General features: G+C 66.6%; 21 protein-coding genes. 12 read left to right on the top strand and 9 right to left on the bottom strand.

The window, feature by feature from the left end; all coding sequences use genetic code 11:
* Positions 1-370 precede the first annotated feature (370 nt).
* A complete protein-coding gene (locus Q1L50_RS13920; protein ID WP_300339733.1) occupies positions 371-709 on the top strand; it encodes a hypothetical protein in 339 nt (112 codons plus the stop codon).
* 53 nt (positions 710-762) lie between these two features.
* Here Q1L50_RS13920 and purM read toward each other — a convergent pair whose 3' ends face one another.
* The gene (gene purM / locus Q1L50_RS13925; RefSeq protein ID WP_300339735.1) at positions 763-1800 is read right to left on the bottom strand and encodes a phosphoribosylformylglycinamidine cyclo-ligase; all 1038 of its coding nucleotides are present in this window, start codon (positions 1798-1800) and stop codon (positions 763-765) included.
* 145 nt (positions 1801-1945) lie between these two features.
* Between purM and hda the strand changes: the two genes are divergently transcribed.
* From hda to folK, 4 genes are all read left to right on the top strand, one after another.
* On the top strand, positions 1946-2614 hold the full coding sequence (gene hda / locus Q1L50_RS13930; RefSeq protein WP_300339737.1) for a DnaA regulatory inactivator Hda: 669 nt from the start codon (positions 1946-1948) through the stop codon (positions 2612-2614).
* Between the two features lie 19 nt (positions 2615-2633).
* Complete coding sequence (locus Q1L50_RS13935) at positions 2634-3299, top strand: HAD family hydrolase (protein WP_300339738.1); 666 nt, start codon at positions 2634-2636, stop codon at positions 3297-3299.
* Positions 3300-3405: 106 nt separating this feature from the next.
* Positions 3406-4761 (top strand): polynucleotide adenylyltransferase PcnB, encoded by a 1356-nt coding sequence (pcnB, locus tag Q1L50_RS13940; RefSeq protein ID WP_300339740.1) that lies wholly within the window; start codon positions 3406-3408, stop codon positions 4759-4761.
* A complete protein-coding gene (folK, locus tag Q1L50_RS13945) occupies positions 4758-5345 on the top strand; it encodes a 2-amino-4-hydroxy-6-hydroxymethyldihydropteridine diphosphokinase (RefSeq protein WP_300339742.1) in 588 nt (195 codons plus the stop codon). The genes pcnB and folK overlap by 4 nt, the downstream gene beginning before the upstream one ends.
* Before the next feature lie 77 nt (positions 5346-5422).
* On the opposite strand, the gene Q1L50_RS13950 is transcribed toward folK, so the two are convergent.
* The 4 genes from Q1L50_RS13950 to Q1L50_RS13965 all read right to left on the bottom strand — a co-directional run bounded on the left by Q1L50_RS13950 (position 5423) and on the right by Q1L50_RS13965 (position 10513).
* Positions 5423-8731: an EAL domain-containing protein gene (locus tag Q1L50_RS13950; protein WP_300339744.1), complete on the bottom strand. Its 3309-nt coding sequence runs from the start codon at positions 8729-8731 to the stop codon at positions 5423-5425.
* Between the two features lie 23 nt (positions 8732-8754).
* Positions 8755-9186: a response regulator gene (locus Q1L50_RS13955; RefSeq protein WP_300339746.1), complete on the bottom strand. Its 432-nt coding sequence runs from the start codon at positions 9184-9186 to the stop codon at positions 8755-8757.
* 313 nt (positions 9187-9499) lie between these two features.
* Positions 9500-10078 carry a peroxidase-related enzyme gene (locus tag Q1L50_RS13960; protein ID WP_300339748.1) on the bottom strand — a complete coding sequence of 193 codons (579 nt, stop codon included), beginning with the start codon at positions 10076-10078 and terminating at the stop codon, positions 9500-9502.
* Between the two features lie 3 nt (positions 10079-10081).
* Positions 10082-10513: a MaoC family dehydratase gene (locus Q1L50_RS13965; protein WP_300339750.1), complete on the bottom strand. Its 432-nt coding sequence runs from the start codon at positions 10511-10513 to the stop codon at positions 10082-10084.
* 74 nt (positions 10514-10587) lie between these two features.
* Here Q1L50_RS13965 and Q1L50_RS13970 point away from each other — a divergent pair, with 74 nt between their 5' ends.
* The gene (locus Q1L50_RS13970; RefSeq protein WP_300339751.1) at positions 10588-11466 is read left to right on the top strand and encodes a dienelactone hydrolase family protein; all 879 of its coding nucleotides are present in this window, start codon (positions 10588-10590) and stop codon (positions 11464-11466) included.
* Between the two features lie 48 nt (positions 11467-11514).
* Here the strand turns inward: Q1L50_RS13970 and Q1L50_RS13975 are convergent, their stop codons facing one another.
* Both Q1L50_RS13975 and Q1L50_RS13980 read right to left on the bottom strand, forming a co-directional pair.
* Positions 11515-12186: a hypothetical protein gene (locus Q1L50_RS13975; RefSeq protein WP_300339753.1), complete on the bottom strand. Its 672-nt coding sequence runs from the start codon at positions 12184-12186 to the stop codon at positions 11515-11517.
* Between the two features lie 17 nt (positions 12187-12203).
* Positions 12204-13655 carry an NAD-dependent succinate-semialdehyde dehydrogenase gene (locus Q1L50_RS13980; protein WP_300339755.1) on the bottom strand — a complete coding sequence of 484 codons (1452 nt, stop codon included), beginning with the start codon at positions 13653-13655 and terminating at the stop codon, positions 12204-12206.
* 44 nt (positions 13656-13699) lie between these two features.
* Here Q1L50_RS13980 and Q1L50_RS13985 point away from each other — a divergent pair, with 44 nt between their 5' ends.
* Positions 13700-14164, top strand: a complete 465-nt coding sequence (locus tag Q1L50_RS13985; protein ID WP_300339757.1) for a C40 family peptidase — start codon at positions 13700-13702, stop codon at positions 14162-14164.
* A 35-nt stretch (positions 14165-14199) separates the two neighbouring features.
* On the opposite strand, the gene Q1L50_RS13990 is transcribed toward Q1L50_RS13985, so the two are convergent.
* Positions 14200-14661, bottom strand: a complete 462-nt coding sequence (locus tag Q1L50_RS13990; RefSeq protein WP_300339759.1) for a hypothetical protein — start codon at positions 14659-14661, stop codon at positions 14200-14202.
* A gap of 160 nt (positions 14662-14821) precedes the next feature.
* Between Q1L50_RS13990 and Q1L50_RS13995 the strand changes: the two genes are divergently transcribed.
* From Q1L50_RS13995 to Q1L50_RS14010, 4 genes are all read left to right on the top strand, one after another.
* Entirely contained in the window at positions 14822-16567 is a 1746-nt protein-coding gene (locus Q1L50_RS13995; protein WP_300339761.1) for a cation:proton antiporter, read from the top strand.
* A 91-nt stretch (positions 16568-16658) separates the two neighbouring features.
* On the top strand, positions 16659-17558 hold the full coding sequence (locus Q1L50_RS14000) for a radical SAM protein (protein ID WP_300339763.1): 900 nt from the start codon (positions 16659-16661) through the stop codon (positions 17556-17558).
* Positions 17559-18380 (top strand): Sir2 family NAD-dependent protein deacetylase, encoded by an 822-nt coding sequence (locus Q1L50_RS14005; protein WP_300339765.1) that lies wholly within the window; start codon positions 17559-17561, stop codon positions 18378-18380. It begins immediately after the preceding gene.
* Between the two features lie 64 nt (positions 18381-18444).
* Positions 18445-19962 carry a metallophosphoesterase gene (locus Q1L50_RS14010; RefSeq protein ID WP_300339767.1) on the top strand — a complete coding sequence of 506 codons (1518 nt, stop codon included), beginning with the start codon at positions 18445-18447 and terminating at the stop codon, positions 19960-19962.
* A gap of 34 nt (positions 19963-19996) precedes the next feature.
* On the opposite strand, the gene Q1L50_RS14015 is transcribed toward Q1L50_RS14010, so the two are convergent.
* The gene (locus Q1L50_RS14015; RefSeq protein WP_300339769.1) at positions 19997-21163 is read right to left on the bottom strand and encodes a GNAT family N-acetyltransferase; all 1167 of its coding nucleotides are present in this window, start codon (positions 21161-21163) and stop codon (positions 19997-19999) included.
* A 216-nt stretch (positions 21164-21379) separates the two neighbouring features.
* On the opposite strand from Q1L50_RS14015, the gene nhaD reads away from it, so the two are divergent.
* Positions 21380-22885, top strand: coding sequence for a sodium:proton antiporter NhaD (nhaD, locus tag Q1L50_RS14020; protein ID WP_300339801.1), 1506 nt, complete (start codon positions 21380-21382; stop codon positions 22883-22885).
* The last annotated feature ends 210 nt before the right edge of the window (positions 22886-23095 follow it).

The following is a 23095-nucleotide window of genomic DNA, read 5'->3' on the forward strand; positions in this document are numbered from 1 at the left end:
AACCACAGCCGCCATCCCGCCACCCACGCAACCCCTTACACTGACCTTTTCAACCCTTCAACCTACATCACAGAGACAATCACTTCGCCGACCCTTCAGGCTCATACCTGAATTGGAAAATACTACCCCGCAGATCGCTCTCGATCGCCAGGGTATACCGACCCACCGCGCCGGACAGACAGTGCCATGACTGAAGCGAGGCAAAGGACAGCAGACAAGTTCGCGTACCAGACGTTCCAGCGCCGCTTCCGGACTTCCAAGGAACGATGCTAAAGTTCTGCCGGTGGTTTGCCGTAGACCCGCTTGCCTGCCGATTGCCTGACGGCTGCCCAATTCTCCGGGCAGCGATTCCTTGACCGGGAGTAGGACAATGAGGATTCCAGCTGAAGTGGTACCACTCGTCAGCAACGTCGGCAAACCGGAAACCGACGAGGTCAGAAAGACCGAACCGGTCAGCAGCTCGGCCATGGTCGGCAGCGAGCTGTCTGCCGCCCGGCGCGAGCCGTCGCCACCGTTCAGCGATCACCAGCCGCGCCAGCCACCGCCGACCACCGCCCCGGCCGCTCCGCAGCCTGCAAACCAGCCGCTCGCCGTCGAGCGAAGACAGGCCGAACGTCGCTCTGAAAAACGTCCGGTCCTGCTCGACACGCGCTCGCAGAGAGGGAGGCGGAAAGCAAGCGGGGATGTCAAGATCAGCATCAAGGTCTGACACGCTGCAAACCGCCGTCGTGCCCGCCAGCCATGGGCCGCGGACGCTGGAGATCACACGACGATGGTCGGCGCCTCGCCCTCGTTGCGCAGCGCGATGCTGCCGATGACCATCGCCGGCTCGGCGGCCTGCTGCAGGATCTGCAGCGCCTGCTGCACGCTCTCGCGGGCGACGACGACGACCATCCCGATGCCGCAGTTGAAGACGCGGTGCATTTCACTGTCGGCAACGCCACCTTCGTGCTGCAGCCAGTCGAACAGCCTGGGGCGGTGCCAGGCCGCCTGCGCGATCTCGGCCTTCACCCCGGCCGGCAGGATGCGCGGGACGTTGCCGGTCAGGCCGCCACCGGTGATGTGCGCCATGCCCTTCACCGGCAGAGCCTGCATCAGCGCCAGCAGCGGCTTGACGTAAATCCGCGTCGGCGCCATCAGCGCGTCGGCCAGGGTCTGTTCGCCGTCGAAAGCGGCGCCGAGATCGGCGCCCGAACGCGCGACGATCTTGCGCAGCAGCGAGTAGCCGTTGGCATGCGCGCCCGATGACGGCAGGCCAAGCAGGACGTCGCCCGGAACGATCGTCGACCCGTCGATGATTGCCGACTTTTCGACGACGCCGACCGCAAAACCGGCCAGATCGTACTCGCCCTCGGGATACATCCCCGGCATCTCGGCCGTCTCGCCGCCGATCAGCGCGCAGCCAGCCAACTCGCAGCCTCTGGCAATGCCTCTCACGACACGCGCCGCAATCGGCACGTCGAGCTTGCCGCAGGCCAGATAGTCGAGGAAGAAGAGCGGCTCGGCACCCTGAACCAGAATATCGTTCACGCTCATCGCCACCAGATCGATGCCGATGCTGTCGTGCCGCTGCAACTGGAACGCCAGCTTGAGTTTGGTGCCAACGCCATCGGTACCCGAGACCAGTACCGGCTCGCGATAGCTTTTCGGCACTTCGAACAAGGCGCCAAAGCCACCGATACCGCCGAGCACCCCCTGGCGAAGCGTTTTTCGGGCCAAGGGCTTGATTCGTTCGACCAGTTCATCGCCGGCATCGATGTCGACCCCGGCGTCACGATAGGAGAGGGATTCCTGAGTCATCTTGTAGCGCGTCCCGAGCAAGGCTGGCGGATGCCGCGTAGTGGTAGAATGCACCACTCCGACCGCCCGATCCCGAATCTTATCCGAAATGGCCCTGCCGCGTGCTGATCGCACCGCAAACGCTCAGGCGTGAACCGTCCCTCCAATGCGCCAACTGATCCTCGACCTGCTGCCCGACGCCAGGCCCAGCTTCGAGAATTTCGTCGCCGGCAGCAACGGCGAGGCGCTGACCGGGCTGGCCGCTTGGCTGGCAGAGAGCAACCGCGAGCCGCTGCTCTTTCTCTGGGGCGATGCGGGTGCCGGCAAGTCGCATCTGCTGCGCGCCAGCCAGGCCGCGTACAGCGACGCGCGACTGGACCCGGACCTGTCGGAGATCGCAGCGGACAGTACCGATGGCGCCTGGCACGCTGTCGACAACGTCGAAGCACTCGGCGAGCAGGGGCAGATCGCCCTGTTCAACCTGATCAACCGGTTGCCCAGCGGCGGCACCGGACGGCTGCTCGCGGCAGCTGGCGTACCGCCCCTGCAGCTGGATCTGCGCGAAGACCTGCGCACGCGGCTGGGCAGCGGCCTGATCTACCGACTGCAAGCGCTGAGCGACCACGAGAAGCTGGCGGCGCTCGCCGAGCAGGCTCAGGCGCGCGGCCTGATCCTGCCGCCGGAAGCATTCAACTACCTGTTTTCGCGTGCGCCGCGCGACATGCGCAGCCTGGCGGCCTTGCTGATCACCATCGACCGCTACTCGATCGAGCACCAGCGTCCGGTCACCCTGCCGCTGCTGCGCGAAATTCTGCAGACTTCGCTGAACATCTGACCTGCCCGAAAACACAACGATGGATCTTGTCCTCTTCGACCTCGACAACACCCTGATCGCTGGCGACAGCGACTTTGAATGGGCTCAGTTCCTGATCGCCAAGGGCGTTCTCGACCGCGCCCTGTACGAAGCGCGCAATATCGAGTTCTACGAGCAGTACAAAGCCGGCACGCTTGACATCGACGTCTTTCTCGACTTCCAGTTGCAACCCCTGGCGCACCACCCGCGCCGCGTACTCGACGCCTGGCTCGGCGAATTCATGACGCGCCACATTCTGCCGATGCTCGGCGCGAAGGCGCGGGCGCTGGTTCGCCAGCACCGCGAAAGCGGCGCGCTGTGCGCCATCGTCACCGCCACCAACAGCTTTGTCACCGCGCCGCTGGTCCGCGAACTGGGGATCGCGCACCTGATCGCCACCATTCCGGCGCAGGAGAACGGCCAATTCACCGGGCAGCCACGCGGCACTCCCTCGTTCCGTGAAGGCAAGGTCACGCGCGTCAACGAATGGCTCGAAGCGATGGGGCTGTGGTGGGGCAGTTTCGAACGCAGCTGGTTCTACAGCGATTCGCAAAACGACCTGCCCCTGCTGTCGAGGGTCAGCAACCCGGTCGCGGTCGACCCCGATCCGACCCTGCGGGCCCGCGCCGAAGCGTCCGGCTGGCCGGTGCTGAGTCTGCTCGGCTGACCTCGATCGCCGGGCGAAGACCGATGGTGAACAGAATATCGGCTATGATGCGGCGCCGGCAGCACCAGCCAACGCCCAGAGCAGAATCAGGAACCAGACACGATCGATGATCCGCAAGTTCATATCCCGCGTTCTCGGACGAAAAGGCCCCGAGCGCCCCAACGAACCGGCGATCATCGCCCTCGCCCAGCATGGTCTGCAGCGCGACCAGATCAGCCGTGGCTGCCAGCGTACCGTCGAGGGACTGCAGGAGAATGGCTACCAGGCCTACATCGTCGGCGGCGCCGTTCGCGACCTGCTCGCCGGCCTGAAGCCGAAGGACTTCGACGTCGCCACCAATGCCACGCCGGAGCAGGTACGCCACTGTTTCCGCCGATCGCGGATCATTGGTCGCCGCTTCCAGATCGTGCACGTCAGCATGGGGGCGGAAACCATCGAAGTGACGACTTTCCGCGGCCATCACGGCGAACACGCCGGCAACAAGGCACAAACCGACGAGCAAGGCCGGGTGCTGCGCGACAACGTCTTCGGCAGCCAGGCCGAGGACGCCGCACGGCGCGACTTCACGGTCAACGCGCTGTACTACGACCCGACTTCCGAGACCATCACCGATTACCACCACGGTGTCGCCGACCTGCAGCAGAAGACGCTGCGGATGATCGGCGACCCGAAAACGCGCTACCGGGAAGACCCGGTGCGGATGCTGCGCGCCGTCCGCCTGGCGGCCAAACTTGGCCTGACCATCGACCCGGCGGCCAGCGGGCCGATCCGCGAGATGTCCGAGTTGATCGACAACGTGCCGCCCTCACGGCTGTTCGACGAGATGCTCAAGCTGCTCACCTCGGGCCACGCCCTGCATTGTGTTCGGCAACTGCGCGAAGAGGGGCTGCACAATGGCCTGCTGCCGCTGCTCGACGTGATTCTCGGACAGCCGCTCGGCGAGCGCTTCGTGATGCTTGCCCTGGAAGCGACCGACCGCCGCGTCGCCGAGGGAAAACCGATCTCTCCCGGCTTCCTGTTCGCGACCCTGCTCTGGCACGAGGTGCTGGCCAAATGGCAGCTGTTCAAGAGCGGCGGCGAACCGGCGACGCCGGCGCTCTTCCTGGCGATGGACGAGGTGCTTGAGGTGCAGGCCGAGAAGCTCGCGATCACCCGTCGCATCGCTGGCGACATCAAGGACATCTGGGCCTTGCAGCCACGCTTCGAACAGCGCTCCGGCAAGCGGCCCTACGGCGTCCTGCAGCATCCACGCTTCAAGGCCGGCTACGACTTCCTGCTGCTGCGCGCCGAGTCCGGCGAACTGGAACCGGCGACCAGCGTCTGGTGGACCGAATTCCTGCATGCCAGCGACGAGGCCCGGGCGGCGATGCTGTTGCCGCCAACGCCGGGCGAGGCAAGAAAGCGCCGCCGCCGTCGGCGCCCACCGGCCATCACCGGCCAAACCCCCAACCTTCAGGAATGACGCGCGGACAGGCGACTGCCCTGCCGGCAGCGCCGGTTCGGGACCGCCACAGCCAGGAACGGGCTGCCGAAGCCTCGCCAGCCTGCCAGCCGCAGAGTCGTGCGCATCTGGCCTTCGTTGCGCTCGGCGCCAACCTCGACGATCCCCTGGCGCAGGTCCGCGCTGCCGGCGCGGCGCTGGCCAGCACGCCCGCGTCGCGACTGCGACGTGTCTCGTCGCTGTATCGCACGGCGCCGGTCGGAATCCGCGGTCAGGGCGATTTCATCAACGCCGTCGCGGTTCTCGAAACCGCGCTCGCGCCGCAGCAACTGCTCGACGCGCTGTTTGCCATCGAACGCCGGTTTGGCCGGTGCCGCGAGTATCATCATGCGCCCCGCACGCTCGACCTCGATCTGCTGCTCTACGACGACCTGATCGTCGACAGCGCACGACTGAGCCTACCGCACCCGCGCATGCACTTGCGCGCCTTTGTCCTCGCGCCCTTGCTCGAAATCGCCCCGCTGGTGCGGATTCCGGGGCGCGGCCAGGCTGCCGCCTGGCTCCCGGCCGTCAGCTTGCAACGCATCGAGAAGCTGCGCGAATAGAGTCCGCACGGTTCGCATTCATCGCATTCATCGCATTCATCGGCGGCTGATCGACGCGCCGGCCAGCGGCGCGTATTTCAGACTCTCTGGCCGCTGCTTCGCGGTTTGACGATCGCCTCGTAGTACGCAAAGGCATCGCGGAGGTGCTCGCGCAGCTGACTCTCTTCCCACGGCTTGGTCAGCAACTTGTAGATCGACCCCTGATTGACCGCATCGATGATCGAATCGAGCTGGGTGTAGCCGGAAATGACCAGGCGCACCGTGTCGGGATGGAGAAGCTTGACCCGCCCCAGGAACTCGGTACCGCTCATTTGCGGCATCCGCTGGTCGGAGAGGATTACCTGTATCTCGTTGCTGGCCAGCAACACCAGCGCCTCTTGTCCGCTGGTCGCGGTCAGGACGCGGTAGCCCTGGCCACGCAGGACCCGGCGGATGGACGAAAGGATGTTCGGCTCGTCGTCAACCACCAGCAGGGTGCGCACGTCGGACGGCGCGTCGCTGATCGCCAGCGATGCGCCCTGGACGATCAGGCGCGCGAATTCGTCCGCCGCAACGGCCGCGCTGAACAGGTAGCCCTGCATCTGGTCGCAACCGTTCTTTCTCAGGTAACCCAGTTGCGCTTCGGTTTCGACGCCTTCAGCAACGACCTTGAGTTGCATGCGATGCGCCAGGGCAATCACCGAGGTGGCGATATTGGCTGCCTTGGGGTCGGTGACGATATCGTTGACGAAAGAGCGGTCGATCTTCAGTTCATCGACCGGAAAGCGACTCAGATAGCTGAGGCTGGAATAGCCGGTGCCAAAGTCGTCCAGCGAGAGGCCGACGCCGATGGCTCGGAGCCGCAGGAGTCGCTCGATGGCCTGGCCCGGTGCGGCCATCAGCATGCTCTCGGTCAATTCAAGTCCCAGCATCCGTGGGTCGACGCCGTGGCGGCTCAGCGCGCCGGCCACCACCGACTCGAGTTCGTTGCTCGCGAACTGGCGCGCCGAGACGTTCACCGCCACCTTGACCGCCGGCAGGCCGGCTTCGGTCCAGGCGCGAATCTGACGGCACGCCTCGTCGATCACCCACGCCCCGATCGGGACAATCAAGCCGCTTCGTTCTGCCAGGGGGATGAAGCTGCCGGGCGGCACCAGGCCGACGCCTGGCCGCTGCCAGCGCAGCAGCGCTTCCGCGCCGACGATCAAGCCGCTGCCGAGATCGAGCTTCGGCTGATAATGCAGCAGCAGTTCGCCCTGACTCAGCACGCGCCGCAGCGCATTTTCCGTCTCCAGCCGCTCGAGCGCACCCTGGCCGAGTTCGCCGGTGTACAGCGCGTACTGATTGCCGCCTCGATCCTTGGCGCGGTGCATGGCCGCGGTCGCGCTGCGCAGCAGATCGTTGGTCGTCGTCGCGTCTTGAGGAAAGACGCTGACGCCGACGCTGGCACGCGCGTAGGCTTCGTGCCCGTCGGCCAGGACAAACGGCGCTGCGAGAATGGCCAGCAGGTCACGCGCGGTGCTTTCCGCATGTTCGGCAGCCTGGCGGCCTTCCAGGACGACAGCGAATTCGTCCGCGGCCAGGCGTCCCAAGGTATCTTCCTGGCGCAGCCGGGCGCGCAGGCGAGCACTGACAGCCAGCAGCAGTTCATCGCCGAGCGCGTGACCGAGGCTCTCGTTCACTTCCTTGAAGTGGTCCAGATTGATGATCAGCACGGCTGTCTTGCCGTCCTCCCGCTGCGCGCGGTCAAGGCCGTGCTGCAGCAGCGAGCGCAACAACAGGCGATTCGGCAGCCCGGTCAACGGATCGTAGTGCGCCAGACGCTCGACCTGCTCCTGGCTGCGCTTGAGCTTGGTCAGATCGGTGAACACGCCGACGTAATGCGACGGACGCCCCTGTTCGTCCCGGACCACGCTCAGCGTCGCCCATTGCAGGTAGATCTCCCCGTCGGCGCGTCGATTCCAGACCTCGCCCTGCCAATGACCCGTCTGCACCAGGCTGGCCCACATCGCCTGGTAAAACGGTCGATCATGGCGCCCGGACTGCAGGAAGCGCGGATTCCTGCCGATCGCTTCGCTCGCCGCGTAAGCGGTGATTTCGCAGAAGCCCGGGTTGACGCTGATGATCTCGCCGGTCAGGTCGGTGATGATCACGCCGTCGCGGGTGCTGTCCAGCGCCGTCGCCTGCAACCGTTGGCGTTCGCGGAAAGCGTGCTCGGCGCTCAGGTCGTTCCAGCTACCGATCACTTCGACCGGCTGTCCCTTGGCATCGCGAAGCAGGCGCATGTCGTCGCGTAGCCAGCGGACCGCACCGGTACTGTCGTGAAAGCGGTACTCGTGCGTCAGGCTTCCCTCCCCCAACAGGCGAGGCTGCGCGTTCAGGACGCGGTTGCGATCGTCGACATGCAGGTGCGTCGTCCACCAGCCGGGCGCCAGGCATTCGGCAGGCGGGAAACCCATTACCCGGCTGATGTTGTCGCTGATCCAGGCCGGCAACAGGCGCGTGCCATCGACGCGCAGCGCGTAAAGTATCGTCGGACTGGCCGACAGCAGATGCGCCAGGCGGGTGCTGGTCTGGCGCAGACTCGCCTGCTCGCGGCGCAGTTGCGCCTGCTTGAGCGCGCTCTCCAGAATCGCCGGCAGCCCCTCAAGATAGCGCTCCTTCTTGATCACGTAATCTTCGAGGCCCAGCCGCAAGGCGGCGGCGACGACATCCTCGCCGCCCTGGCCGGTGACCAGAACGATCGGCAGCTCCAGCCCGCGCTGATCGCGCACCGTTTTGGCCACTTCCAGCGCGTTCAGCGCCGGCAACTGGTAATCGAGCAACAGCAGATCGTAGTCAGGTGCGTCGTCGGCATGTTCCGGCAGGTGTGCCAGCACTTCCTCGCCGCTGCCGACCACTTCGAGCCGGAAGAGCGGCGCGTGCTCGGCGAAATGGCGAAGCGTAAGGTCGATGTCAAAGCGGTTGTGTTCGGCGTACAGTACGCGAACGAGCCGCCCCTTGCGGGCAAAATCGCTGCGAAAACGATTGAGCGCGCCCGCCAGCACGCGTGCCAGGCGGTCAGCATAGTGGCCGTGCTTGCACAGGTAGTCGTCGGCCCCCGCCTTCAGCGCGGCCAGTGCAGACGCCTCGTCGCCGGAGCCGGTGAGGACGACAAAGGCCAACGGCAAGCCTCGCCCGCGCACGTGCGCCAGCAAGTCGAGGCCGCTGCCGTCGGGAAGCTTCAGGTCGGCGAGAATCGCTTCGAAATCCGCGGCGCCGGCCTGCAGGCGCTCGATTGCGGCGCCGACGGTGGTCACGATCTCGACCGTCGTATCGGGTGCGCTACTGGCCAGAGCCCGGCGACCCAGGTCCGCGTCAGCAGAATTGTCCTCGAGAAACAGGATGCGGCTGGGAACGGTATGCATCGTCGCTGGATCCTTTGTGCTGGTCAGCGCGGCGGCGCGTTGAGCATGCACCAGTACATCTCGACCTGCGCCGCGACCTCGACGAACTTGACGAAATCGACCGGTTTGACGATGTACGAATTGGCACCGAGGCGATAGGCCGCTTCGACATCCTTGTCCTCTTCGGAGGTCGTCAGCACGACTACCGGGATGTTATGGCTGATCGAATTGGCTTTCAATTGCCTCAGCACCTCCAGACCATCGATCCGCGGCAGCTTCAGGTCGAGCAGGATCAGCAGCGGCAGCACTTCGGCGGCGCTCCACCGGGGAATCCAGGCCAGAGCCTCATCACCGTCGCGCGCCACGTGCACCGGGTTGGCCAGCCGCCTTTTGGCAAAGGCGCGCAGCGTCAGATCAACGTCGGCCGGATTGTCTTCGATCAGAAATATCGGGCGATTCGATACGTCCATGTTCATGCGCAATCTCCTGGAGAATCCTGCCCCGGCGTGGGTGCGTCCAACGCCCCACCCCGTTGCCACCGGCCACCCGGCCGCTACGCGCCTGGCAGACCAGCGCCAACCCGACGCCGGTGCCGCGCGCGACGGAAAACATCGAGACTCGACACGGCTCGCCGAAGGCAAGGCCACCGTCGCGCACCCGCACGAGATAACCCTTTCGCCGTCACCACGAGCGGCTTTATCGATCAGCAGCATCCGGATACCGCCGACCAGCCGGTCAGTGGCTGGCGCGTGCGGTCGTCCGCCGCCGTCTGGCCTTGCGTTGTTGCGGTCAGGACTTCGGCAGGCGGCCCATCAGGAAGAATTCGTCGTTGGGGCGCATCGAGCTCATGTTCGCCAGTCGGTTCGACATCGCGAAGAACGCCGCCACGGCGCCGATGTCCCAGACGTCCTGATCGGAGAAACCGTGCTCGTGCAGCGCCGCGAAATCGGCGTCGCCGACCTCCTCGGCGTGCAGCGAGACTTTCAGCGCAAAATCGAGCATCGCCCGCTGCCGCGCGCTGATGTCGGCCTTGCGGTAGTTGACCGCCACCTGGTCGGCGATCAAGGCGTTCCGGGCGCGCACGCGCAGGATCGCGCCGTGCGCGACGACGCAATACTGGCACTGGTTGGCGCCGCTGGTGGCAACCACGATCATCTCGCGCTCGGCCTTGCTCAGGCCGCTTTCCTTTTCCATCAGCGCGTCGTGGTAGGCGAAGAAGGCGCGAAACTCGTCGGGACGGTGGGCCAGGGTGAGAAAAACGTTGGGGACGAAACCCGACTTCTCCTGCACGGCGACGATGCGGTCGCGGACATCGTCCGGCAACTCGTCCAGAGCCGGAACCGGAAAGCGGCTGATCGGCGTGCCCATCGCTCAGCCCTCGCCGGTGGTGCAGTACAGCGTCGACTCGCCTTCGATGACCGTCTTGCCGCTCACGCTGCAGACCGCATCCATGACGCAGCGCCGCCTGGCGACGTTGACCTCGCGGACGGTGACCGTCGCGGTCACCGTGTCGCCGATCCGTACCGGCGCCTTGAACTTGAGCGTCTGCCCGAGATAGACCGTACCCGGCCCGGGCAGCTTGTTGGCCAGCACCGCCGAAATGAATCCGGCTGAAAGCATGCCGTGCGCGATGCGACCGCCGAACTGCGTCGTCCTGGCCCATTCCTCGTTGAGGTGCATCGGGTTGACGTCGGTCGAAATGCCGGCAAAGAGGACGATGTCGGCCTCGGTAACGGTCTTGGCAAGGCTCGCGCTCATGCCGGGTTGCAGGTCTTCGACGTTGTAGCCGCCAAGTGAATTCATCGCTCTCTCCATGGTCACAGGTTGCTGGTTTGTCGCATGATACACAAAGCCCATAACCCGTACAGGAGATTTCCGTGACCACCGATGTCGACTTCGACAGCCTCGTCCCTGCCCTTCCCTGCAGCCGCCGCAACTTCATCGTCACCGCCCTGGGCGCCGGCTTCGCGCTGGCGGTGCAACCGGTGGCCGCGCAGAGCGTGATCGTCACCGACAGCAGCGGCCTCACCGCTGGCGAGATCAGGGTGCCGACCGGCGATGGCGAGTTGCCGGCGTATCGCGCGCAACCGGCCAGCGGCAGCAAATGGCCGGTGATCCTGGTGGTCCAGGAGATCTTTGGCGTTCATGAGTACATCAGGGACGTCTGCCGGCGCCTGGCCAAGCTCGGCTACCAGGCCATCGCGCCCGAGCTGTACGCTCGCCAGGGCGACCCGCGGCAGTACGCCAACGTCCAGGAACTGCTCGACAAGGTGGTCGGCAAGGTCCCCGACGCGCAGGTACTGAGCGACCTCGACGCCTGCGTCGCCTGGGCCACGGCTCACGGTGGCGACGCCGCGCGGCTGGGAATCACCGGCTTCTGCTGGGGTGGACGCATTGCCTGGCTGTACGCCGCCCACAATGCGCAGGTCAAAGCGGGCGTCGCCTGGTACGGCAGGATCGTCGGCCAGGCCAGCGACTTGACCCCCCGACAGGCACTCGACATCGCCGGTGAACTGCACGGACCGGTGCTGGGTCTCTACGGCGGCGCCGACCAGGGGATCCCGCTCGACACCGTCGAACAGATGCGCCGGGCCCTCGCCGCGTCCGCCAATCCGGCCAGCAAGGCGTCGACGATCCGTGTCTACGACGGCGCGCCGCACGCCTTCCATGCCGACTATCGGCCGAGCTACCGCAAGGAACAGGCGGAGGACGGCTGGCGGCGCCTGCAAGCGTGGTTCAGGCAGCACGGCGTCTGATCGCCCGCTGCAAGCTGGCTGGCTGATCGCTTGCCGCCGGCGGTGGCGTCAATCACCGCCACCGCAGCCTCCCCCACCGCAGCCCGAAGAGTCGCCGCTGTCCCCGCCATCGCCGCTACCGGTACCGCCGCTGCAGCCGCCGCCGCAGCCGATATGGCCGGCACAGAAGGGCGTACTGCCAGCGCTTTGCCCGGCGGCCAGACAATCCAGCTGATAGATGAAGCCGCCGCCGATCGCCAGCGTGGCGTCGAGGGCGAAGAGCAGCGGCAGCGCTGACGGCGCTTGCGGATCGATCGCCTGGCGCTTGCACGACAGCCGCCAGGCGCGCTTGATTCCGTCCTGCGCGTCGGTCGGCTGGCGCATTGCTTCGGCCGGAGTATGGTGCACGAAGCGGCCAAGCCCGCGCGCGCAGAATTGCTGGTACTGGCGGGTGAACAGGATGAACTCGTGCCAGGCGTCGTCGACCACCTGCGACGGCATCGCCACCAGCCGCTTTTTCGCTTCGCGGCAAAGCTGGAAGTATTCGCGCAGCCCATCGAAGACCAGCGCCCGCTGCGCGGCGCTCAATTCGGGCCGGCGCGCCGCCAGGCGCTGGTCGAGAAGCCTGCCGTAGGGGTAGGTGTCGATGAACTGCTGGCGCTGCCGCCCGCGCAATGAACGCCACCAGGCGAGCGTCGCGACGGCCAGCCCGAGCAAGGCCAGCGCCAGCAGCAGCTTCATCTACGGCACGCGTTGCATCAAACGGTACTGAAGCACAGGTACTTGACCTCCAGGTACTCGTCGAGTCCGTGCTTCGATCCTTCGCGGCCCAGCCCGGACTGCTTGACCCCGCCGAAGGGCGCTACCTCGTTGGAGATCAGGCCGGTGTTCACGCCGATCATGCCGTATTCGAGCGCTTCGCCAACGCGCAGGCAGCGCCCGACATCACGCGAGTAGAAATAGGCCGCGAGTCCGAACTCGGTGTCGTTGGCCATCCTGACCGCCTCCGCCTCGTCGGCAAACCGGAAGACCGGCGCCACCGGCCCGAAGGTTTCTTCGCGCGCGACGCGCATCTGCGGCGTTACGTCGGCGAGCACCGTCGGCTCGAAGAAGGTGCCGCCGAGCACGTGCCGGCCGCCGCCGGTAACCACCCGCGCGCCCTTGTTGAGCGCGTCGGCGATGTGTTCCTGGACCTTGGCCAGCGCCGCCGCGTCGATCAGCGGCCCCTGCGTCACGCCTTCGTCGCTGCCTGGCCCGACTCGCAGCGACTGGACGCGCCTGGCGAGCCGGGCGACGAAGCTGTCGTAGACGCCGTCCTGAACCAGCAGCCGATTGGCGCAGACGCAGGTCTGGCCGGTGTTGCGATACTTGGCGATCAGCGCCCCTTCGACCGCCGCATCGACGTCGGCGTCGTCGAACACGATGAACGGCGCGTTGCCACCGAGTTCGAGCGAGAGCTTCTTGATCGTCAGTGCGCACTGCGCCATCAGCAAGCGCCCGATCTCGGTCGAGCCGGTAAACGACAGCTTGCGCACCACCGGGCTGGCGGTCAGGGTCCCACCGATGGCCACCGGATCGCCGGTCAGCACGTTGAAAACCCCTGCCGGAAGCTCGGCGTCATGCGCCAGTCTGGCCAGCGCCAGCGCGGTCAGCGGCGTCTGCTCGGCCGGCTTGACCACCACCGTGCAGCCGGCCGCCAGCGCCGGCGCCACCTTGCGGGTGATCATCGCCAGCGGGAAGTTCCAGGGGGTGATCGCCGCGCAGACGCCAACCGGCTGGCGGATGGTCAGCAGCCGCCGGTCGGCCGCCGGACTCGGGATGCTTTCGCCATAGGCGCGCTTGCCTTCCTCGGCGAACCACTCGACGAACGACGCGCCGTAGGCCACTTCGCCGCGTGCTTCGGCGATCGGCTTGCCGCATTCGGCAGTCATCAGCTGGGCCAGGTCCTCGGCGTTGCCGACGATCAGTTCGTACCAGCGACGCAACACCGCGGCCCGTTCCTTGGCGGTCTTCGCCTGCCACGCCGGCAGCGCCGCCTCGGCGGCGGCAATCGCGCGCGCGGTCTCGACGGCAGTCATCAGCGGCACCTCGCCCAGCGCCTCGCCGCTGGCCGGATCGATAACCAGCAGCGTACGACCGTCGCCGGAGGCTTCCCAGCGACCGTCGATGTAGCAGTTGGAGCGCAGCAGGCGCGGATCACTCAGATGCATGGCAACCTCCGGGATTCTGAAAACAGCAGTTTATACTGTGCACCATGCGGATACGACAGTTCCTCATCGCTGGCATGGTGTCGCTGCTCCTGGCGGCGTGCGGCAGCACGCCCGAACGACCGGCGAGAAGCGAACAGGGGACCAACGTGGTGATTTTTGCGCTGAGCCTGATCGACACCGGCTACCGCTTCGGGGGCAAGAACCCCGAAGCCGGTTTCGACTGCAGCGGCATGGTCGCCTACATCTACGGCCAGGCTGCCGGCGTCAGGGTCGGTGGCAGCGCGGCCGACATCGCGCGGCGCGGCCGGCCGGTGCCGCGCGAGAATCTGCGTCCTGGCGACCTGGTGTTCTTCAACACCCGCAACGCGGCTTTTTCGCATGTCGGGATCTACATCGGCGACGACCGTTTCGTCCATGCCCCGTCGACCCGCGGCCAGGTGCGCATCGACCAGTTGGCCGCCAGCTACTATGCGCAGCGCTTCGAGACAGCGCGCGCCTACTTCGAGTAGCGCCAGGCCGGCGAGTCGTCGTACCCGTTGTTGCGCTAGTCGTTGCGTAACTCGACGCGGCCGTCGACCACCCGCACCCGGTCGCCCTTGCGCACCGCCGGCTGGTCGCTCTGTTCGATGAAGGCGAAGCCGCCGTCCTCGTAGCGAATGGTGAGTTCGTAGCGGTGCACCGGCGCGCGCGCCTTGCGGTCGTCCTTGACCGCGCTGCCTGTGCCGACGATCGGCGCCGTCACCATATGCGCATCGGGGGCACCGAGATCGCGCCGTGCGGCAGCCGCCGGATCGCGCCGGCCCTTGCCCTCGCCGGTCAGCGTGCGAATCGCAAAAACGACACCGCAACGCTCGCACGGACCGCTTCGCTCCTCCTGCTGCAGTTCGCGGTAGTCGGCGTCGCCACTCGGCAACTGCAGCGTGCTTTGCGCCAGCGACACGCGGGGCAAGGCCAGGACCAGCGACTGGATCAAGCAGCCGACCATCAGCATTGTTTTGCGCTGCATCCCCAGCACTCCTCGACAAACGGTTGCGACTCGCACCTCGCTGAACGCGCGGCACCGGCCGGACCAGTGATCTTAGCACTCGCCGGGCCGGCGCCAACAGCGCAAAAGAACGCTAGTATGTGGCTGTTCGCCCGCCTTGTTGAACTCCCGGGAACGTACCATGGACCCCAAGTCCTTCGTTGACTCCGCCGTGCTGCTGCTGGTCGTCGCCTCGATCGCGGTCGCCGTGTTCAGGCATCTGGGACTCGGTTCGATCCTCGGCCTGCTGGTCACCGGCATCATCGTCGGGCCGCATACGATGGGACCGTTCGTCACCACCAACGTCGAAGACGTCCGCCAGTTCACCGAAATCGGTGTCGTGCTGCTGTTGTTCCTGATCGGCCTGGAGATGAAACCGCGCCGGTTATGGGCGCTGCGGCGTACTCTCTTCGGGCTGGGTTCGCTGCAGATCATCCTGTCGGCGCTGTTCATCGCCGGCTATTTCCAGCTGTTCGAGCCGCACTGGCCGACGGCGCTGCTGATCGGCAGCAGTTTCGCCCTCTCGTCCACGGCCTTCGTCGTCCAGATGCTCAGGGACCAGGGCGAGATCGCCAGCCACCATGGTCAGACCGCTTTCGCCGTCCTGCTGATGCAGGACCTGGCGGTGGTGCCGCTGCTGGCGCTGATCCCGGTGCTCGCCGATGTCGGCTCGCCACCCTCCGACAGCGCCGTGCCGCAGCAGATCGCGGTAGCCATTGCGATGGTGCTGATGGTGCTGCTCAGCGGCCGCTACCTGGTGCCCCGGATCCTCGATCACCTGGCCCGCCAGAACAACCGCGAGGCCTTCCTGCTGACCACCATGGGCGCCGTGTTCATCGCCGCCTGGGCGATGCACCACGCCGGCATGTCGATGGCGCTGGGCGCCTTCCTGATGGGCATGATGCTCTCCACCTCGCGCTACAGCCTGCAGATCGAGGCCAGCATGGAGCCGCACAAGGGCCTGCTGATGAGCCTTTTCTTCGTCGCCGTCGGGATGTCGCTGGACCTCCAGTCGCTGGCCCTTCACCCCTTCCGCTTCGCCCTGCACGTGGCCGCGATCATCGCCATCAAGGTGGCCGTGCTGTATGTCCTTTGCCGGTGCTTCGGAACCGGTCGCAGCATTGCCTTGCGGGTCGCCTTCCTGCTCGCCCAGGGCGGCGAGTTCGGCTTCGTGTTGTTCGGCGCCGCCAAGGCCCTGGGCCTGATCGACGACCCGCTGTTCGTCATGGCGGTGGCGATCATTTCGGTGAGCATGCTGCTCACGCCAATGCTGGTCAAGATCGGCAACCGCCTGGCACTGCGCGTCGCCGAGGAGCCAGCCGGCGTTCACCATCGCTTCCGCTATCCGGACGAAGGCGACGAAGCGGCGCCGCGGGTGGTGATCGGCGGCTATGGCCGTGTCGGCCACACCGTCGGCACCATCCTGGCCAGCAGCGGCATTCCCTTTGTCGCCTTCGACACCGACGCCGAACTGGTCGCGCGCTGGCGCAGCGAGGGGCATCCGGTCTTCTACGGCGACCTCGGCGACCCGCAACTGTTGATTGCCGCATCGCTCCAGCACGTCGACCTGGTCGTGCTGACCATCGACAACCGGCGCACCTCCGTTCGCGCGGCGTCTCTGATCCGCTCACAGTTGCCACAGGTCAACCTCCTGGCCCGCGCCCGCGACCTGGCCAGTTGCGACGCCCTGCTCCGCGCCGGCGCCAGCAAGGCCTATCCCGAGACCCTGGAAGCCAGCCTGCGGCTGGCGGCCGAGACCCTCGAGTCGCTCGGCATCGGCAGCACCGAGACCGAGATGCTGCTCAGCGAGGTGCGCAGTTCCGACTATGCCCTGGTGCGCTCCGGACCCGAGGGTCATCCGCCGTCAACCGCCCAGGATCCCTCCTGAACCCCCGTCCGGACCACAGGGAGGGCAGCGAAGCGCGCCAAAGCAGGCTACTATTGGGGTGTTCGCCAGCCCCGACGAGCCCCCGAACGCCATGCTGAGCACCATCCCCATCCGTTACGTCGAACCCGTCTACCGCCCGCCCAGCGAGGCGGAATCGCTGATCCTGCCGATCACCGACGGCTGTTCGTGGAATCACTGCACCTTCTGCGAGATGTATACCGCGCCGCAGAAGCGTTTTCGCGCCCGCGACGCGGACGAGGTTCTGGAGAGCATCCGGCGCACCGGCGAAAGCGTCGGCGGCGAGGTCCGGCGCGTCTTCCTGGCCGACGGCGACGCGCTGGTGCTGCCGACACGCCGGCTGCTCGAGGTCCTCAACGCGATCCGCGTGCACCTGCCGGCGGTTCGCCGGGTATCGACCTACTGCCTGCCGCGCAACCTGCGCCGGAAGTCGGTCGACGAACTGCGCGAACTGGCCGCCGCGGGCCTGTCGATCGCCTACGTCGGCGCCGAGTCGGGCGACGACGAAGTCCTCGAACGGGTCAACAAGGGCGAGACCTTCGAGTCGACGCGCGCCGCGCTCGACAAACTCGGCGCCGCCGGGATCACCCGCTCGGTGATGATCCTCAACGGCCTCGCCGGCCCGGAACTCTCCTGGCGGCACGCCGAAAACTCGGCGCGCCTGCTGAATGCCACCCAGCCCGAGTATCTGGCGACGCTGGTGGTCAGTTTCCCGCTTGGCGAGGAGCGTTTCCGCGGCGGCTTCCCCGGCTGGCGACCACTCAGCCTGCGCGAGCTGTTTCTCGAAATGGAGCGCCTTCTCGAACACCTCGAACTGCGGCGCACGGTCTTCCGCAGCGACCATGCGTCGAACTGGCTGGTCCTCAAGGGAACGCTGGGCGCCGACAAGCAGCGGCTGCTCGGGCAGGTGCGGCAGACGCTTGCCGACCCGGCAAACGCGCCGCTGCGACCGTCCTGGGCGCGGGGACTGTAATTGGCGGCCGATTACCAGCGCTGCGCCGAACTGATCCGCCAGGCCGACGGGCTGCTGGTCACCGCCGGCGCCGGCATCGGCGTCGACTCGGGTCTGCCCGACTTTCGCGGGCCGCAGGGTTTCTGGGGCGCCTACCCTGCCCTTGGCAGGGCGCGCATCGCTTTCGAGCAGATCGCCAACCCGGCGGCGTTCAGGTCCAGACCCCGGCTGGCCTGGGGTTTCTATGGCCATCGCCTGCAGCTCTACCGGCGCACGCTGCCGCACGAAGGCTTCCAGATCCTGCGCCGGATCGGCGACGGACTGCCGCACGGCTGTTTCGTGTTCACCAGCAACGTCGACGGACAGTTCCAGGCGGCGGGTTTTGTCGCCGAGCGGATCAGCGAATGCCACGGGTCGATCCACCACCTGCAATGCAGCGACGGTTGCGAAGACGAGCAGTGCGGCATCTGGCCGGCCGACGACTTCGCTCCCGAGCTTGACGAGGAACAGTGCCTGCTGACTTCCGATTTGCCGCTCTGCCCGCGCTGCCAGCAGATTGCACGACCGAACATCCTGATGTTTGGCGACTGGGGATGGCGCAGCGAACGCAGCGACGCACAGGCCAACCGCCTGCAGACCTGGCTGCACCAGGTCAAACACCTGCTGGTGATCGAAGTCGGCGCCGGAACCGCTATCCCGACCGCGCGCAGGATGGGCGAGCGCCTGCCGGGGCGACTGATCCGGATCAATCCAACAGAACCGCAATTGCCGGCCGGCAAGGGCGTGTCGATCACCGCCGGCGGACTGGTCGCGCTGCGCGCGATCGCCGCCGCGCTGGCCTAGACGGCTTCCCGGCAGCCTGACACCGCACCCGCAGCCGGCCACTTGCCCCCACACGAGACGCGCCATGCCATCACCCCTGCCCGACCAAGCGCACCCTCCGAAACGTACCGACGCCGGACGATCGCTGCGCGCCGGCGCGCTGCTTGTTGCTGCACTCGGCGTCGTCGCTGGCTGCGCGACGCCGTCCTCCGGCCAGCGCTCGCCACTCAATCGCTGGACCCAATTGGGCCCGGACGGCATCGTCAGCCTGCGGGCGATCGTTGCCGGCGACGACGGGTGCCCGACCGCCATCGTCGATGGCCAGGCTCTCCCGCTGCTGCCGCGAGCCCAGGCCGCGCCAGCGGCGCAGCCAGACACCCAGGCCCGCGCCAACCCGGCTTTCAGGCCGGAATTCCAGGTGACCTCCTGCGAACTCACCTTGCCGGCGGCAGCCCGCCAGGCGAGCATCGATGGCCAGGCGATCGCCTTGCCCCGAAGCAGTCCGCAACGCATCGTGGTGGTTGGCGATACCGGCTGCCGGATCAAGGTGACGGCCAGCGCTTCAAGTCCGCCGATCCAGGATTGCGCCAGCCCCGGCGCCTGGCCCTGGCCGCGCCTCGCCGCGGCCGCAGCCCGCACACACCCCGACCTGGTGATTCACGTTGGCGACTATCACTACCGTGAATACTGCAACGACCCCGCCCAATGCGCGCCGGTCCGGGACCAGGGAGTGGTCGTCGGCTACGGCTGGCGCGGCTGGAACGCCGACTTCTTCACCCCGGCGGCACCCCTGCTGAAGGCGGCCCCGTGGATCATGGTGCGCGGCAATCACGAGAACTGCGATCGTGCGGGCGACGGCTGGATGCGCTTCCTCTCGCCGCTGCCCTACCAGGTTTGCGGCGACCAGTGGTACGGCAGCGACAGTCGCTCGGTGCTGGCCAACAATCTCACCGCCGACGCCTACCGCATCGACCTCGACCGCGAGCTGACGCTGATCATCGCCGACAACGCCGGTGCCGAGGACTATCTGCCGGCCACTGCCCGACCGGACGATGTGCCGCTCTTCAAACGCCAGTTGCGCGCGCTGCAATCGCTCCCGGCAAGCCAGCGGGCGTGGCTGTTCACCCATCGGCCGCTGTGGTACGACCTGCTCAGCGCGCCGTCGCAGCCCAACGCACTGCAGGTCGCGCTGCGCGAGGAGCCGCCGGCGAACCTGCAGATGGTCTTTTCCGGCCACGAACACGCCTTCCAGACACTCAATTTCTCGCCAGCGGCGGACCCGGCCTACCGTCCGGCGGGGCGCCCGGCACAGCTGATCGTCGGTGGCGGCGGTACCGAGCTCGAAGCTTCCGATCCGCAGTCGCCCTTGTACGAGGGGACAAGCGGCGTCGGCAGCAAGGAAAGAGCCAGTCCGCAGGGGCAGCTCTACGATGGCGTCGCCGCCAGCAGCGGCATCGTCCTCAACCGCTACAGCTTCCTGGTGCTCGAACGCGGCGGCGAAGGCTGGTCCGGCACGCTGCTCGACCCCGACGGGCGGACCATCAGTCGCTGCCACCTGACCGGCGAACGCAAGGAAGTCGCGTGCAGCTTCCCGGGTCGGTGAGTCGCCGCGGCCGGGCGGCGCGCCGGACGCGGGCTCAGCGCAGCAGCGACGATCGATCGCGGCGAAATGGCAGATGCGTTGCCGCCTCGTCGCGATAGTCGGCCAGAGCCTCACCCTGCCGTGCCAGATGGCGGCCGAGCAACTCGCGCATGCCCGGGTCGGCGATCCAGTGTGCCGAATGCACGACGGTCGGCGTGAACCCGCGCGAGACCTTGTGCTCGCCGCCGGCGCCGGGCTCGAAACGCCGCAAGCCCTGCTCCAGGCAATAGGCGATCCCCTGATAGAAGCAAAGCTCAAAGTGCAGGCTGTGATAATTGCCGCTGCACCCCCAGTAGCGTCCGTAAAGCACTTCGTCGCTGCAAAAGCAGAGCGCGACGGCCACTGGCAAGCCCCGGTCGCGGGCGATGAAGGCGACCATCCGTCGCCCCAGCGCCGCTGCCAGATCGGCGAAGCAGGCCGCCGAGAAGACAGCGTGGTTGTTGAACCTGGCGAAGGTATCGGCGTACAGCGCGTGCAGCAGCGGCCACTCGGCCGGGTCGATCTGATCGCCATGGCGTGTTTCGATGCGCAGGCCGCTGTCCGCCACCCGCCGCCGCTCGGCCCGGACCTTGCGGCGCCTGGCGGCGCTGAAGGTCGCCAGATAGCCGTCAAAATCGCCGCAGCCCGAATCGACCCAGTGAAACTGGACGTCGTGGCTGATCAACAGGCCCTCGCGCCGCAGCAGCGCGATATCAGCCTCGGCAGGCAAGGCCACGTGCCACGACGACACGCCCAGCCCGGCGGCCAGCGCCTGCGCGCTGTCGGCCAGCGCCTGGCGAATCGACGCCGCGGCCGGCCCCTCGGCGACCAGCAGGCGCGGCCCGGCCACCGGCGTGTGCGGCAGGCAGCTGATCAGCTTCGGATAATACTGGCGGCCGAGTTGCCGATAAGCCGCCGCCCACGACCAGTCGTAGATGAAGTCGCCGTGGGAATGGGTCTTGACATACAGGGGCAGCAGCCCGACGACCGTGCCGTGCTGGTCGCTGGCCACCAGGTGGCGAGCCGTCCACCCCCACTCGCGCGCCGCCGCACCGTGGCGCTCGATGATCGCCAGAAAATCGGCATTCAGGAACGGATCGCCGGGTGGACAAAGCGTGGGCCAGGCCGCACGCGGGATCGCGCTGGCCGCGGAGACGGTGCTGATCGACAGGCGGGAAGGCAATGCGCTCTCCAGGGTGAGTGATCGTCGTCGGGGCACAGGAACCGAGGCCAGCGGCGCCCGCCGTGCCAGATCTTGCCACAGCTCACGGCCTGGCGAACGTCCGCCCGACGCCGCGGTACCGCCACTGGCGTGCAACAGCACACCCGCCCCGAACCCCGGACACCCGTTCGGCTGGGTAAGCATCGGCCATTGGGTTACTATTTGTCCTCCCGCCACATGGCGCGAAGCGGGTTTATCACAGATCGATGGAAGGTAATTGATGATCCACCTATCCCCCGGGTATTGCTGGCCAGCACGGCCACCTTGTCTCCCTGGTCCGTTCTCGCTTCCGAAGCGAGTTCTTCCACCATGCTCGATCTGACCGGCCACTGGGCGGGTTTTGCCGCGCTGGCGGTGTTCTTTGTCGCTTACGGCCTGGTCATCGCCGAGGAAACGCTGCACCTGCGCAAGTCCAAACCGGTAATGGTCGCAGCCGGGATCATCTGGGTTCTGGTGGCGGTCGTCTACGCCCAGCACGGTGACACCCACACCGCCGAGATCGCGGTGCGCCACAATCTCCTCGAATTCGCCGAACTGTTCCTGTTCCTGCTGGCGGCGATGACCTACATCAACGCCATGGACGAACGTGGGGTATTCGACCTGCTGCGCGTCAAACTGGTGACGCAGGGTTACTCGCTGCGCACCATATTCTGGATTACCGGCGCGCTGGCCTTCGTCATATCACCGGTCGCCGACAACCTGACCACCGCCCTGCTACTGGCGACGGTGGTCATCGCCGTCGGTGGTCAGAACAGGAAATTCGTCGGTGTCGCCTGCATCAACATCGTCATCGCCGCCAATGCGGGCGGCGCTTTCTCGCCGTTCGGGGACATCACGACACTGATGGTCTGGCAGAAGGGACTTGTCCAGTTTGGGCAGTTCTTCCAGCTATTTCTCCCGGCAGTGGTCAACTGGATGGTGCCCGCGTTCATCATGAGTCTGGCGGTCGGCAAGGAATCGCCGGACCCCGTTCATGAGCAGGCGGTCCTTCACCATGGCGGCGGGGTGATCGTCTGCCTGTTCCTGTTCACCATCGTCATGGCGGTCTGCGCCCACAACTTCCTGCACCTGCCACCGGTGATGGGCATGATGACCGGCCTCGGCCTGCTGAAATTCTACGGCTACTATCTCAAGCGGCGCGATCACTTTTTTCCGGCGCCACCAGAGCAGAACCTCGGCGACACGGCGCTGGCGCTGGAGGGCGAGTCGTCGAAGCAGAAAGCGCGGGACGGTGCCAGCCAGTACAATATCTTCAAGTCACTGGAACGCGCCGAGTGGGATACGCTGATGTTCTTCTACGGCGTCATCCTCTGTGTCGGCGGACTGGGCACGATGGGCTACCTCGCCATGGGGTCGGAGCTGATGTACGGCCAACTCGGCCCGACAACGGCAAACATCCTGATCGGCTTTCTGTCGGCGGTGGTCGACAACATCCCGGTGATGTTCGCCGTCCTGGCGATGCGACCCGACATGGACGTCGGGCAGTGGCTGCTGGTGACGCTGACCGCCGGGGTCGGCGGATCGCTGCTTTCGGTGGGTTCCGCCGCGGGTGTCGCGGTGATGGGACAGGCCCGCGGCGTGTACACCTTCTTTTCCCACCTCAAGTGGAGCTGGGCCATCCTGCTGGGTTACGCGGCCAGCGTCTGGACGCACTTCCTGATCAATGCCAGCTCATTCAGCTGAAGGCAAGCGCACAACGGGCCCGGGGCGCCCGGGTTTGGTCAGACCGCACGCGTCGACCGGGCCAAACCCCAACCAACGCCGTTTCCAACCTCGCTCCCGGTAACCGCCCCGTAGGGGCAGACCTTGTGCCTGCCCCTGATCGATCCGTTTGAACCCTCGCTCCCCGTCGCCCGGGCGGGTATCGTCGCTGCGGTACGCGCTGTGACAACG

The sequence above is a fragment of the Accumulibacter sp. genome (genome assembly GCF_029255145.1).
GTDB lineage: Bacteria > Pseudomonadota > Gammaproteobacteria > Burkholderiales > Rhodocyclaceae > Accumulibacter.

What these genes read in the sequence shown, in the direction of transcription:
- Q1L50_RS13920 (WP_300339733.1), top strand. Translation starts at nt 371, where the DNA reads ATGAGGATTCCAGCTGAAGTGGTACCACTCGTCAGCAACGTCGGCAAA.
- purM (WP_300339735.1), bottom strand. Translation starts at nt 1,800, where the DNA reads ATGACTCAGGAATCCCTCTCCTATCGTGACGCCGGGGTCGACATCGAT.
- hda (WP_300339737.1), top strand. Translation starts at nt 1,946, where the DNA reads ATGCGCCAACTGATCCTCGACCTGCTGCCCGACGCCAGGCCCAGCTTC.
- Q1L50_RS13935 (WP_300339738.1), top strand. Translation starts at nt 2,634, where the DNA reads ATGGATCTTGTCCTCTTCGACCTCGACAACACCCTGATCGCTGGCGAC.
- pcnB (WP_300339740.1), top strand. Translation starts at nt 3,406, where the DNA reads ATGATCCGCAAGTTCATATCCCGCGTTCTCGGACGAAAAGGCCCCGAG.
- folK (WP_300339742.1), top strand. Translation starts at nt 4,758, where the DNA reads ATGACGCGCGGACAGGCGACTGCCCTGCCGGCAGCGCCGGTTCGGGAC.
- Q1L50_RS13950 (WP_300339744.1), bottom strand. Translation starts at nt 8,731, where the DNA reads ATGCATACCGTTCCCAGCCGCATCCTGTTTCTCGAGGACAATTCTGCT.
- Q1L50_RS13955 (WP_300339746.1), bottom strand. Translation starts at nt 9,186, where the DNA reads ATGAACATGGACGTATCGAATCGCCCGATATTTCTGATCGAAGACAAT.
- Q1L50_RS13960 (WP_300339748.1), bottom strand. Translation starts at nt 10,078, where the DNA reads ATGGGCACGCCGATCAGCCGCTTTCCGGTTCCGGCTCTGGACGAGTTG.
- Q1L50_RS13965 (WP_300339750.1), bottom strand. Translation starts at nt 10,513, where the DNA reads ATGAATTCACTTGGCGGCTACAACGTCGAAGACCTGCAACCCGGCATG.
- Q1L50_RS13975 (WP_300339753.1), bottom strand. Translation starts at nt 12,186, where the DNA reads ATGAAGCTGCTGCTGGCGCTGGCCTTGCTCGGGCTGGCCGTCGCGACG.
- Q1L50_RS13980 (WP_300339755.1), bottom strand. Translation starts at nt 13,655, where the DNA reads ATGCATCTGAGTGATCCGCGCCTGCTGCGCTCCAACTGCTACATCGAC.
- Q1L50_RS13985 (WP_300339757.1), top strand. Translation starts at nt 13,700, where the DNA reads ATGCGGATACGACAGTTCCTCATCGCTGGCATGGTGTCGCTGCTCCTG.
- Q1L50_RS13990 (WP_300339759.1), bottom strand. Translation starts at nt 14,661, where the DNA reads ATGCAGCGCAAAACAATGCTGATGGTCGGCTGCTTGATCCAGTCGCTG.
- Q1L50_RS13995 (WP_300339761.1), top strand. Translation starts at nt 14,822, where the DNA reads ATGGACCCCAAGTCCTTCGTTGACTCCGCCGTGCTGCTGCTGGTCGTC.
- Q1L50_RS14000 (WP_300339763.1), top strand. Translation starts at nt 16,659, where the DNA reads ATGCTGAGCACCATCCCCATCCGTTACGTCGAACCCGTCTACCGCCCG.
- Q1L50_RS14010 (WP_300339767.1), top strand. Translation starts at nt 18,445, where the DNA reads ATGCCATCACCCCTGCCCGACCAAGCGCACCCTCCGAAACGTACCGAC.
- nhaD (WP_300339801.1), top strand. Translation starts at nt 21,380, where the DNA reads ATGGCGCGAAGCGGGTTTATCACAGATCGATGGAAGGTAATTGATGAT.